Below are 12,363 nucleotides of genomic sequence, written 5' to 3' on the forward strand. Positions count from 1 at the left end.
TGCGCACCTTATGCAGCCAGACGCTCTGGCGAGAGGCCTTCCGACAGCGCCCACACGTCCAGCATCGCCTGCTCCAATTCGGTCGGCGGGACAAAGCCCGTCAGGCCGCGCGCGGCGGTCACTTCGTCCACCGCTGCCTGCATGTCGTTGCCGTTGTGGCCCGCATGCTCGATCACCTGCAGCAGCAAGCGCTGTTGCGCGCGGCGCAGCGATTGCAGCGCGTAGTTGCGCAGCTGTTCCTGCGACTTGCTCTGCGCCGGCAGCTTCAGGCCCAGTTCCAGCGTGTCGATGCCGACCTGCTGGCGCAGCAGCGTGCCGACCTGCAGGAACTGCAGCAGCGACATGCCTTCTGGCCGTGGCACCGAGACCGCCGCGAACAGGAACGAAGCTTGCGACTCGATGATCTCGACCGCCTTCCACGCCGCTGCAAACTGCGGTGGCAGGCCGGTGTGGCCATCGGCCTCGGAGCGGAACTTGGCGGCCGCGCTTTCGTCAGCTTCGGCGAACAGCGTCGAGAGCTCGTCCAGACCTTGCGAGCCTGGCGGCAGCGACAGCACGCCTTCGATCGTGGCGCGTTGCAGCGCGCGGGTGCGGTTGTCGACCGAGACCGACACGTCGCGCGGCACCACCAGGGCGTCAGCGTCGAGCGCATCGAACACCGGCGCCAGGTGCAGCGCAGCCCAGGCCTTGGCCCACGCCTTAACGACTTCGGTGTCGTCGATGCGGTGTTCCAGCGCCAGGTCGCGCAGCATCAGCGGGCCGCAACGATTGACGGCTTCGTTGGCCAGCACGGTGGCGAGGATGGCGTTGGCGAGCGGATGGTCCAGCGGATCGCGGGTGGCGACCAGCTGCGCCGGGAAGTAAGGCCGCAGCAATGCATCGGCCCAGACTTCGTCGGTCAGCGGCAGCGCAGCCAGCGTGCGCTTGAAGCGGTTCTTAACGTTGGCAATGACCACCGCCAGTTCCGGCGCCGTCAGGCCCAGGCCCAGCGCCTTGCGGCGCAGCAGTTCGGCGTCGCTCGGGAGCTGTTCGAGCTCGCGCGAGACGGCGCCTTCGGCCTCCAGGTTGGCGATCAGGGCGATGTAGCCGTCGACCACCGCGCCTGTGGCTTGCGCCTGTACTTCGCGCGTCAGCAAATGGGTCTGCAGCGTGTTGTCGCGCAGGACCAGGCGCTCGATCTCGCCCGTCATTTCGTTCAGCGTGCGATTGCGGTCGGTTTCCGACAACTGGCCGGCATTGACTTCGGTATCGAGCCAGATCTTGACGTTGACTTCATGGTCCGAGCAATCCACGCCGGCCGAGTTGTCGATCGCATCGGTGAAGATGCGGCCACCGGCGAGCGCGAATTCGATGCGACCGGCCTGGGTCGCGCCCAGATTGCCGCCTTCGCTCACCACCTTGCAGCGCAGCTCATTGCCGTTGACGCGGATCTGGTCGTTGGCGCGGTCCTTCACTTGTGCGTGCGTCTCGGTCGAGGCCTTGATATAGGTGCCGATGCCGCCGTTGTAGAACAGGTCGACCGGCGCCTTGACGATGCGGTGCATCAGTTCTTGTGGTGCCAGCGATGTCTCTTCGATCTGCAGCGCTTCGCGGATCTGCGGCGAGAGTTCGATCGAGCGGGCATTGCGCGGATACACGCCGCCGCCTGCCGAGATCAGGCTCTTGTCATAGTCTTCCCACGACGAGCGTGGCAGCGCGAACATGCGCTCGCGTTCCTTGAACGAGACTTCGACGTCCGGCGTCGGGTCCAGGAAGATGTGGCGGTGGTCGAACGCCGCCACCAGTTTCAGCTGGCGCGACAGCAGCACGCCGTTGCCGAACACGTCGCCCGACATGTCGCCCACGCCGGTCATCGTGATCGGGTTGTTGGCCAGGTCGTGGCCCAGTTCATAGAAGTGGCGCTTGACCGCTTCGAACGCGCCCTTGGCGGTGATACCCATCTTCTTGTGGTCGTAGCCGTTCGAGCCACCCGACGCAAACGCGTCGCCCAGCCAGAAGCCACGCTGCACGGCGATGCTGTTGGCGATGTCCGAGAACGTCGCGGTGCCCTTGTCGGCTGCCACCACCAGGTACGGATCGTCCTGGTCGTGACGCACGGTTGCCTCTGGCGGCACGATCTCGCCGCGCACGCGGTTGTCGGTCACTTCCAGCAGGCTCGCAATGAACAGGCGGTAGACGGCTTCGCCCTCGGCGGCGACCACGTCGCGCGCTGCATCCTTCGGCATCTGCTTGCAGACAAAGCCGCCTTTCGAGCCAGCCGGCACGATGACAGCATTCTTGACCATCTGCGCCTTCACCAGGCCCAGCACCTCGGTGCGGTAGTCTTCCATGCGATCCGACCAGCGCAGGCCGCCGCGGGCGACCGGGCCGCCGCGCAGGTGCACGCCTTCGAAGCGGCGCGAGAACACATAGATTTCGCGGAACGGTCGTGGCTCCGGCGCCAGCGCCAGGTCGCTCGTGTCGACCTTGAAGATGATCTTTTCGCCGCTGTTCTGGAAGTAGTTGGTGCGCACGGTGGCCAGCGCCAGGTCGATCAGCGCCGCCATAATTTCTTCGGTGTCGGCGTGATTCACGCCCGGCAGGCTGGTTTTCAGCAGGTACAGCGCGCTGCTGCCTTCATTGCGTTGTTCTTCAGTCAGCGCCGGATCGAAGCGCTGCATGAAGCCGTTGACGAATTCCTTGACCAGGCCAGGCTGGGCGCGCAGCGTTTCGGCCATGTAGCGCACCGAGAACTTCGAGCCGAGCTGACGCCAGTAGCTGATGTACGCGCGTACCAGCTGTACTTCGCGCAGCGAAAGGCCGCCTTCGATCGTCAGGCCGTTCATGCGGCCATCTTCGGCCTCGTCGTTGAACAGGGCAGAGAACAGTTCTTCAGCCACTTTGCCGATGCCCGGCTTGGTGAGTTTGGCGGCGCTTTCGGCGTCGACCGACAGCGCGGTCACGTAACGGCGCACGCCATCCAGACCCGTGTGGCGGAAGGTCTGCTCGCGGTCGACCGCGATGCCGGCGTTCTGCAGCGCTGGCAGGATGCGCGACAGCGACGGCACGGTCTCGCTCGAGTACAGGCGGATCGAGGTACCGGCAGCGTCATCCTGCTCGATGCGCGCAGTCACGCGGTCCGGACGGCAGCGCGTCAACAGCGCGTGCACGTCGCGGAACGCCGTTTCGGGCGCCGTGGCGGAGACAAAACTCACCGGCAGCGTTGGCACCACCTTGCGCATCAAGCTGCGCAGGCGGCTTTCGTCGACGCTGTTGGTCAGCTGGGCAAAGCGGTCATGCCAGCCATCGAGCACGCCCAGCAGCGGCGCCTGCAGATCGGTTTCCAGGTCGAGCGGATAGCGGGCCGCATGCGCGATCAGGTACACGCGCGCCAGCGGGCCATCGGCCACCAGGGTCTGGACGTCGACGTCGCGCGCGCCCGAGCTTTCCTTCAGGGCGGCTGCCAGGCTCGCGGCCACGGCAGCGCTGAAGCGCTCGCGCGGCAGGTACACCAGCACGTTCAGGTGACGGCGATACACGTCGCGGCGTGCGAACACCTTGGCGCGCGGCTGCTTGTACAGCGACACCACGGCGCTGCAGACTTCGGCCAGCCATTCCGGCTCGGCTTCCAGCGCTTCGTTGCGCGGCAGCGATTCGAGGATTTCGATGAATTTCTCGGCGCGGAAACCTTCCTGGCGCACGCCGGCAATGCCGAGCACCTTGGCCACGCGGCCACGGGCGAACGGCAGGCGCGCCAGCGGGGTCGAGGTGGCGGCGCGGGTGAACAGGCCGATGAAGCAATGCTCGCCCAGGATGCGGCCCTGCGCGTCGGTGTCGCGCACGCCGATGAAGTCCAGCGGCTGGTCGCGGTGCAGCGTACCGCCCACGTCGGCCTTGACGATCGACAGCGTGTCAGCGCGGCGCGACAGCGTATCGAGGTCGCCCGGGATGCTGGCCAGGCAATCGCCATACACCGGATGCGCGGTGTCTTTCAGCACGCCGATGCGGCTGCCCAGATCGCGTTCGAGTTCGCGCTCGCCTGCCTTGACGACGTAGTAGGCGTAGCCGAACGGCTCGAAGCCTTCGTTCTTGGCCCACTCGAGGAAGGCAGCGGCTTCCTGGCCGTCCGGCGTGCCGGCGGCGGCAGCGGCTGCTGCCACGGCGGTCATGCGGTCGCCCATGGCGACGGCGTCGCGCTGCACGGTGGCGGCGTCGTTGGCGACCATGCGGATGCGCGCGGTGAGCTTGTCGAGTTCTTCGTACTGCAGTTCGTCGTTCAGCAGGCACAGGACGATGGATTCGAGCGGGCTGCCCGCTTCGCCGATGGCGGCCAGCGCGCCCGTGGCGTCGCGGCGTACCGGCAGCACGGCGTTCATGACGCCGGCGGCGACGATGCGCTCGCGGCGCAACGCCATGACGAACGAGTCGACCAGGTACGGGCGGTCATCGTTGAGAATCAAGAGTGCGGTGGCCTTGCCGCCGCGGCCGTCCGAGTAACCCATCGTGGCGATCTGCGCGCCAGGGCCGGTGCGCTGGGCCAGTTGCGAGAAACCGTCGACCAGCACGGGCGCCAGGCTGTGCGGCGCGGTGCCGGCCAGGTCTTCGTCGTCGAGCGACCCGAGCCAGGCGGCGATCAAGGCATTGACCTGCGCGCTGCCGGCCGATTGATTGGCCGAACCGTTCTCGTTGATCAGCGCCAGCGTCTGGCCGCGCAAATCGTTGGGCATATCTTTCATCTTGCTTCTCCAAAGTTGTGTGCCTGGTGCGCCGCAGCTCGTGGCATGGCGCTGCCCTGCTTTATATGGACAGGGATTACCCGCCCGAATCCTGCTGTTACAAGTCGTACAGCCCCGGCAAGCCGAGGATGCGTGTAAGTTCTTCCAGCGCAGCGGCGCATTCCAGCGCCAGCTGCGGGTCCATCAGATCCTGCGTTTCGATGCGGTCGCGATAGTGGCGTTCGACCCACGCAACCAGTTGCGCGTACAGCGCCTCGGTCATGATCACGCCCTGGTGCATCGCGGCTGCCTCGGCATCGGTCAGCGCTACGCGCAGGCGCAGGCACGCCGGCCCACCGCCGTTGCGCATGCTCTGGCGCAGATCGAATTCGATCAATTCGTCGATCGCACCGCGCCCAGCCAGCAAGCCTGCCAGATAATCGGCAACTGCGGCGTTCTCGCGGCATTCGTGCGGCACCACCAGCGCCATGCGGCCATCTGCCTTGGACAGCAGCTGGCTGTTGAACAGGTAGCTGGCGACAGCGTCGCCCACCGCCACCTGGCTCGTCGCCACGCGCACCGGATGCAGCTCGGTGCCGGCAACGGCCAGCGCGCGCCGCAGCGCGTCGAGCGTGCCCGCTTCATCGGCGAACGCCTGCTCGTGATAGAACAGCACATTGCCATTGCCGACCGCGATGACATCGTTGTGGAACACGCCCTGGTCGATCACGTCCGGGTTCTGTGACGCGAACACGGTACGCGCCGGGTCCAGGCCATGCAGGCGCGCGATGGCTTGCGAGGCTTCCAGCGTCTGGCGCGCCGGGTATTTTTTGGGCGCCGGGGCCGACGGGTCGAACTCGACGCGGCCATACACGAAGAACTCGACGCCGGCGGCGCCATGGCTTGCGGCAAAGCGCGTGTGGTTGGCCGCGCCTTCGTCGGCAAAGGCCGGCACCGATGGCAGCGGGTCGTGCACCATGAAATGTTCGCTGTTGCCGAAGATCGCGCGCAGCGTGCGCGTGGCCTGCACGTGTTCTTCGGAGCGGTGCAGCTTGTTGTTCAGATTTGCGGCCGTGAAGTGCACGCGGCCGTCGAGCGAATCGGCCGACGGGCTGACGGTGGCCGCATTGGCGGTCCACATCGGCGCCGCCGACCAGGCGCAGGCCAGGATCACGGGCGCTTCGCGGTAGGCACGGGCCAGCACGTCGGCGTCGGTGCCCGAAAAGCCCAGGCTGCGCAGCAGCCTGAAATTCGGCCGGCCCTGCGGCGGCATCACCGCCTGCGCAAAACCGCGCGCAGCCAGTTCGCGCATCTTGGCCAGGCCCTGCAACGCAGCCTGGCGCGGGTTGGAGCTGCTGCGCACATTGCTGAACGAGGCCACGTTACCGAACGACAGGCCGGCGTAGTTGTGCGACGGGCCAACCAGCCCGTCGAAATTGAATTCGCGTGCGTCGCGCATGGTCAGGCTCCTTCGGCCGGGAAGCTCAAGCCGGGCGAGAGCTTGGCTGGCATGTCGAGCACGGGGTTCTCGATCGAGGCGACCGGATAGGCGCAATAGTCAGCGGCGTAATACGCGCTCGGGCGGTGATTGCCCGACTTGCCCACGCCGCCAAACGGCGCCGAGCTTGCCGCGCCGGTGGTCGGCCGGTTCCAGTTGACGATGCCGGCACGGGCGCGCACGGCAAAGCGCTGCCACAGGTCTTCGGACGGCGACAGCAGGCTTGCGGCCAGGCCGTATTGGGTAGCGTTGGCCACGCGCAGCGCGTCGTCGAAACTCGCGACGCGGATCACCTGGAGCAAGGGGCCGAACCATTCTTCGTCCGGGATGCCCTGCGCATCGGTCGTGTCGACGATGCCGGCCGTGACGAAGCCGGTGTTCGGGTCGAGCTGGCGCATCGCCAGCAGCAGCTTGCCACCCTTGGCAACCATGTCTTCCTGTGCCTGCACGAGGCGCGCGGCGACGGCGCTCGAGACGACGGGGCCCATGAACGGTTGCGGTTCGGCGTTCGACGGGCCCACCTGCAACTGTGCGGCCACGGCCACCAGGCGCGCGAGGAACGCATCGCCGGCGGCGCTGTTTTCGATCACGAGGCGGCGCGCGCAGGTGCAGCGCTGGCCGGCCGAGATGAAGGCCGACATCACCGTGTGGTGCACGGCTGCGTCGATGTCTTCCACGCCCCACACGACGAGCGGATTGTTGCCGCCCATTTCCAGCGCCAGCATCTTGCCCGGCTGGCCGCCGAACTGTTTGTGCAGCGCGGCGCCGGTCTGGCTGCTGCCGGTAAACAGCACGCCGTCGATCAGCGCCTGCTGGCCCAGCGCGATGCCGGTGTCACGGCCGCCGTTGACCAGGTTCAGTACGCCCTTCGGCAAACCGGCCTGCTCCCACAGCTGCACCGTCTTGACGGCCGTGCGCGGTGCGTATTCGCTTGGCTTGAACAGCAGCGTGTTCCCGGCGATCAGCGCCGGCACGATGTGGCCGTTCGGCAGGTGACCGGGGAAGTTGTAGGGCCCATAGACGGCGAACACGCCGTGCGGACGGTGGCGCAGTACGGCGTTGCCGTCGGCGACCTTTGCGACGCTCTCGCCGGTGCGCGCGGCATGCGCCTGGACCGAGATGTCGATCTTGTTGGCCATCGTGGCCACTTCGGTGCGCGCTTCCCACAAGGGTTTGCCGACTTCTTCTGCGATCGTCGCGGCGAGCGACTCGGCATTGTCTTTCAGCAGATCGCGAAAACGCGTGGCGATGGCGATGCGTTCGGCCAGCGGCATCAAGGCCCAGGCTTCGAAGCTGTCGTGCGCGGCTTGCGCGGCGCGCGCGATGTCATCCGGGCTCGAGGCATTGCTGGTCCAGGTCTGGCGGCCGGTGGACGGGTCGATCGTCGCGAGCTCGGCGCCGCTGCCGGCGAGCCATTCGCCGTTGATGTAATTCGAGAGATTAGCCATGGGTGTTTTTCCTGGTATTGAGTGTCAGGGTACGCACATTGTCGCCAGCGGCGATGCGCAGCAGCGCCAGCTCGTCGGGGCTCAGGACCACGCTGCCCGCGCCGGGCACGGCGCGCGTGAGGATCATCCGGAAGTCGTCCAGGCGCGTGTTCGACACCAGCATGTGTTCTGTGTCGTGGGCGATGTCCTTGGGCGCACCCTCGACCACCTCGCCGGCGTCGATGGCCGGCAAGCCTTGCGCCGCCACGGCCAGCACGCTGTCGCGCACCGCGCGCAGCTCGGACACGCGGCCCTGCAGCACGGGACCGGCATCAAAAATGTCGACATAGCCTTCGTAGTACATGCCCTCTTGCTCGAGCAGGCGGCGCGCCGGCTGGGTCGAGGTGTGCACCTTGCCGATGACGTCAATGGCCGATTGCGGCAGGTAGTCGACATACAGCGGCTGGCGCGGCATCAGTTCGGCGATGAAGGATTTCTTGCCGATCGCGGTCAGGCCGTCGACATGGTTGAAATCCATCTTGAAGAAGTGCCGGCCCAGGCCTTCGTAAAACGGCGAATCGCCGCCCTCGTCCTGGTAGCCGCGCATCTCGGCGATGATCTTTTCGGTAAACAACTGCTGGAACTGGGCGATGAACAGGAAGCGGCTTTTGGACAGCCACTTGCCGTTGAAGCCCACGCGATATTCGGGCAGCAAAAACAGCGAGCACAGTTCGGTCGAGCCGGTGAGATCGTTCGACAGGTACAGCGTCTCCATGCGCGTGAAGACATTCAGCTCGCGGCTGCAGTGCACCAGCGTACCGATACGGTAGTTGTAGAACGGTTCGGTCAGGCCCACCGCGCCCTTGATCGCGCAGACACCGGCGATGCTGCCGTCCTGCGGCTCTTCGAGCACGAACATGTAGTCGCGCTGTTCGGGGCGGATGGTTTCGGCAAACGAGGCCTCGGACGTGGCCAGGCGCTGGCCGAGCATCTCGGGATCGGGCTTCAGCGTGGTCATGCCACTGCCGGCCTGGTGCGCCATATTGATCAGGGCATCCAGGTCGGACGTTTTGGCGGCGCGGATCACGAGCATGATGCTTCTCCTTCGATGCGCAGGCAGACGACCTCGTCGCCCGCTGCGACGCCAAGCGCCTGCTGGACGTCGCGCGGCAGCGCGATCGTCGATGCGTGATCGAGCGGCGAAGAGTGCAGCGTCACCGCCCGGAAGCCATTATCGACGCTGGCGACGGCGTAGGCCACCGGCGCGCCGTGGTTCGGTGACTCTTGTCCAGCGGCGGCGACGCGCAGGCGCTGCGAGGCGCCAAACGAGCGCAGCGCGTTCTTGTGCGCCTGCAGGATCGGACCGCCGTCGAAGATGTCGATGTACTCGTCGGCTTCAAAGCCCTCCTGCGCCAGCAGATCAAACGCCATCTGGCCACCCGGATGGATCTGGCCCAGCGCCGCCTGGGCGTCGCCCGGCAGCAGCGGCACGTAGACGGGATAGTGCGGCATCAGTTCGACGATCAGCGTGCGGTTGCGGGCGCCTTCGATCAGGCGCTCGGCTTCGAGAAAGTCCATCTTGAAGAACTTGCGGCCCAGCGCATTCCAGAACGGCGACTGGCCATCGGCATCGACGCGTCCGGCCAGCGGCACGAAGAAACGGTCGCCAAAACGGTGTGGCGCGAGCATCGCGTACAGCAGGCGCGCGCGCGACAGCAGCGCCGCTTCGACGCCGGCGCTCTCGCGGTTGCGGACAAAAAAGCCCGACAGGTGCGAGTAGGCAGTCAGCTCCGAGCACAGCGTGAGTGCGTGCACGTTGTGGCTGATGTTCAGGTCACGCGAGACTTGCTGGATGACATCGTTGCGAAACGCGAAATAGGTGCCGTTCGAGCCGGCCGATGCGTGGATGGCGGCGGTGCCGACGACCTCGCGCGAGCGCAGGTCTTCGAGCACGAACAGATACGATTCTTCGCTTGGAATATCGACTTGCGCGGCGAACGAAGCGAGCGAACGCTCGACGGCGGCATTGATGCCTTCGCGCGTGCGCGGGAGCGTATGCACCCCCGGCATCGAAATAGCGGCCATCGCTTCGAGCGCGCCGATATCCGCGCGATCTACCGGACGGACAACATACATGTGGTCTCCCTGTGGGTCAGTGCGTGCGGCCGGCCGCCTTGTTCAAGGCAACCGGCGGGTCCGATGCATCAGGCGGCGTCGGGTGCAGGCACGGGTGCCTCTTTGCGTGGGGCCGCAGGTTCGTCGATGGCGTCGGCCAGGAATTCGGCCACGGCGGCGCGCATGATGCGGTTCGCTTCGGCGATCTGCGCGTCGGAGACGATCAGCGCCGGCGCCAGGCGCACGACGTCAGGACCCGCGATCAGGAGCATCAGGCCCATCTTCTCGGCGATCTTGGTGAAGTCCTTCGAGCGGCCTTTCGACGTTTCCGCCATCGGCAGGCCCAGGAGCAGGCCCATGCCGCGTGGCTGGCCGAACACTTGCGGGAAGTCCGACGCCAGTTGCAGCAGGTTCGTCATGATCGCCACGTTGGCTTCTTTCACGCGCGCCAGGAAGGCCGGCTGGTTGATGATCTCCAGGACCTTCAGGGCGACGGTGGTAGCCAGCGGATTGCCGCCGTAGGTCGTGCCGTGGCTGCCCACGCCCAGGTGCTTGGCGATCTCGGTGGTGGTGAGCATCGCGCCGATCGGGTAACCGTTGCCCAGCGCCTTGGCCGACGTCAGAACGTCCGGCTTGACGTTCATCTGCTCGTAGGCGAACAGCGTGCCGGTGCGGCCCATGCCCGACTGGACTTCGTCGAAGATCAGCAGTGCGCCGGTCTGGTCGCACAGCTCGCGCAGCGCTTTCAGGTAGTCCGGGTTGCCCGGAATGACGCCGCCCTCGCCCTGGATTGGCTCGACGATCACGGCCGCGACATCATCGGTAATCGCGGCGCGCGCGGCCTCGATGTCGTTGTACGGGATGTGGCTCAGTTCCGGTGGCAGCGGCTCGAAGCCTTCGGTGTATTTCGATTGGCCGCCGACCGACACGGTAAACAGCGTACGGCCGTGGAACGAGGCCAGGCACGAGACGATGCGCGATTTGTGCGGACCGAACTTGGTGTGGGCGTATTTACGGGCCAGCTTGAGCGCCGCTTCGTTGGCTTCAGCGCCCGAGTTGCAGAAGAACGCGCGCTCGGCGAACGTCGCTTCGGTCAGCGCACTGGCCAGGCGCAGCACCGGCTCGTTGGTGTAGCCGTTGCCGAGGTGCCAGAGCGTGTTGAGCTGCTTGGTCAGCGCTTCGTTCACTTCAGGGTGGGCGTGGCCCAGCGAAGTGACGGCGATGCCCGAGGTGAAGTCCAGATACTGCTTGCCTTCCTGGTCCCACAGGTCCAGGCCCGATGCGCGCACCGGCACCATGGCGGCCGGGGCGTAGGTCGGGACCAGGACGTCGTCGAAGGTCTGGCGGGTGACAGACCGCGTGGCGATACCCGAATCAAGCTGAGCGTTCATGGCTTTTTCCTCATCCAATCAATGTAAATGGCGCGGGATTCTTCTCCCGCATGATCAATTCATTATAGAAACGCTGGCCGACAACTTCTTTTAGAAGTGCGACAGGCATTTTCATTTTTGACGCTACCGGACGGGGCTATTGCGCCAGCTTCCTCTGCCGCTCTTCGCGCGGCGTATTGCCGAACAAGGCCCCGAACGCCGTCGAAAAGTGCGAGCCCGACGAAAATCCGCACATCAGCCCCACCTGCACGATCGAGTGATTGGTGTCGAGCAGGAGCTGGCGCGAGCGGCGCAGGCGCAGTTCGAGGTAGTAGCGCGACGGGAGGCTGCCCAGGTATTGCTTGAACAGGCGCTCGAGCTGGCGCCGCGAAATGCCGGCCAGCTGGGCAATTTCGTCGGTGGACAGCGGCTCTTCGATATTGGCTTCCATCAGCGCCACCGCCTCGGACAGTTTCGGTTGCAGCGCGCCGAAGCGGGCCTGCAGCGCCACGCGCTGGCGCTCGTCCGGGCCGCGCACGCGGTCGATGCACAGCGTTTCTTTCACTTGCGCCTGGACGGTCGCGCCGAACAGCAGATCGACGAGCGTCAGCGCGAAGTCGATGCTGGCCGCGCCGCCACAGCAAGTCAGGCGGTTGGCGTCGAATTCGTACAGGTTGGGGGTGAGCAGGGCCTGCTCGGCCTGGGCATTGACGTCCGGGTACAGCGCCCACGGCAGCGCGGTGCGCACGCCGTGCAGGACGCCCGCGTCGGCCAGCCACAGCACGCCGGCGCCGACGCCGCCCCAGAACGGCGCGGCGCGGCAGCGATCGACCAGCGCGCGCAAATTGGCCGGGCGCAGCGCCGCTTCGGCCTCGTCGGCTACCAGCAGCACCAGGTGCCAGTGACGCTGGGCGTCGCCCATGAATTTGTCGGGACTGCGCACGTCGACGTGCAGGCGCTCGGGCCCCAGCACCTTGGCGGCCAGCCGCAGCGGCTGGTACAGCCCGGACCAGGTCAGCGCGTCCGGCTCGCCGGCATTGACCAGGAGCACGCGCAGCAGCCGCTCCTGCGTCAGCAGGGACAGGTCAGGCTGCATCGCGGCGGATGGTCAGGGTCACGAAAAGGAAATGGCCACAGGCCTGTGCAAACGACATGGGCGTACATCATACCGGAGAACATTCGCGCAACGGGCCTGTGGCCGCCTGCCCCGCAATATTGCGTAGCGATGGACGCGTCGTGCTACTGGCAGTGCAGCGGGC

7 protein-coding genes are annotated in these 12,363 nt (G+C 66.2%); all 7 read right to left on the reverse strand.

Features of this window, described 5'->3' with window-relative positions:
- Positions 1 to 8 precede the first annotated feature (8 nt).
- On the reverse strand, positions 9 to 4,715 hold the full coding sequence (locus tag AC56LH_RS17970) for an NAD-glutamate dehydrogenase domain-containing protein (RefSeq protein WP_499648276.1): 4,707 nt from the start codon (positions 4,713 to 4,715) through the stop codon (positions 9 to 11).
- Positions 4,716 to 4,812: 97 nt separating this feature from the next.
- Entirely contained in the window at positions 4,813 to 6,153 is a 1,341-nt protein-coding gene (astB, locus tag AC56LH_RS17975) for an N-succinylarginine dihydrolase (protein ID WP_499648278.1), read from the reverse strand.
- Positions 6,154 to 6,155: 2 nt separating this feature from the next.
- The gene (astD, locus tag AC56LH_RS17980; protein WP_499648280.1) at positions 6,156 to 7,640 is read right to left on the reverse strand and encodes a succinylglutamate-semialdehyde dehydrogenase; all 1,485 of its coding nucleotides are present in this window, start codon (positions 7,638 to 7,640) and stop codon (positions 6,156 to 6,158) included.
- Entirely contained in the window at positions 7,633 to 8,712 is a 1,080-nt protein-coding gene (astA, locus tag AC56LH_RS17985; protein ID WP_183555997.1) for an arginine N-succinyltransferase, read from the reverse strand. Before astA ends, astD begins: the two co-directional genes overlap by 8 nt.
- Positions 8,703 to 9,755 (reverse strand): arginine N-succinyltransferase, encoded by a 1,053-nt coding sequence (locus tag AC56LH_RS17990; protein WP_258835944.1) that lies wholly within the window; start codon positions 9,753 to 9,755, stop codon positions 8,703 to 8,705. Before AC56LH_RS17990 ends, astA begins: the two co-directional genes overlap by 10 nt.
- A gap of 68 nt (positions 9,756 to 9,823) precedes the next feature.
- Positions 9,824 to 11,125 (reverse strand): acetylornithine/succinyldiaminopimelate transaminase, encoded by a 1,302-nt coding sequence (locus AC56LH_RS17995; RefSeq protein WP_499648282.1) that lies wholly within the window; start codon positions 11,123 to 11,125, stop codon positions 9,824 to 9,826.
- A gap of 136 nt (positions 11,126 to 11,261) precedes the next feature.
- On the reverse strand, positions 11,262 to 12,200 hold the full coding sequence (locus AC56LH_RS18000) for a GlxA family transcriptional regulator (RefSeq protein WP_499648284.1): 939 nt from the start codon (positions 12,198 to 12,200) through the stop codon (positions 11,262 to 11,264).
- Positions 12,201 to 12,363: the final 163 nt, after the last annotated feature.

It is taken from the genome of Telluria sp. LT1R51-2 (genome assembly GCF_059685775.1).

Coding starts and splice junctions, on each gene's coding strand:
- AC56LH_RS18000 (WP_499648284.1), bottom strand. CDS start 12,200: ATGCAGCCTGACCTGTCCCTGCTGACGCAGGAGCGGCTGCTGCGCGTG.
- AC56LH_RS17970 (WP_499648276.1), bottom strand. CDS start 4,715: ATGAAAGATATGCCCAACGATTTGCGCGGCCAGACGCTGGCGCTGATC.
- astA (WP_183555997.1), bottom strand. CDS start 8,712: ATGCTCGTGATCCGCGCCGCCAAAACGTCCGACCTGGATGCCCTGATC.
- AC56LH_RS17990 (WP_258835944.1), bottom strand. CDS start 9,755: ATGTATGTTGTCCGTCCGGTAGATCGCGCGGATATCGGCGCGCTCGAA.
- AC56LH_RS17995 (WP_499648282.1), bottom strand. CDS start 11,125: ATGAACGCTCAGCTTGATTCGGGTATCGCCACGCGGTCTGTCACCCGC.
- astD (WP_499648280.1), bottom strand. CDS start 7,640: ATGGCTAATCTCTCGAATTACATCAACGGCGAATGGCTCGCCGGCAGC.
- astB (WP_499648278.1), bottom strand. CDS start 6,153: ATGCGCGACGCACGCGAATTCAATTTCGACGGGCTGGTTGGCCCGTCG.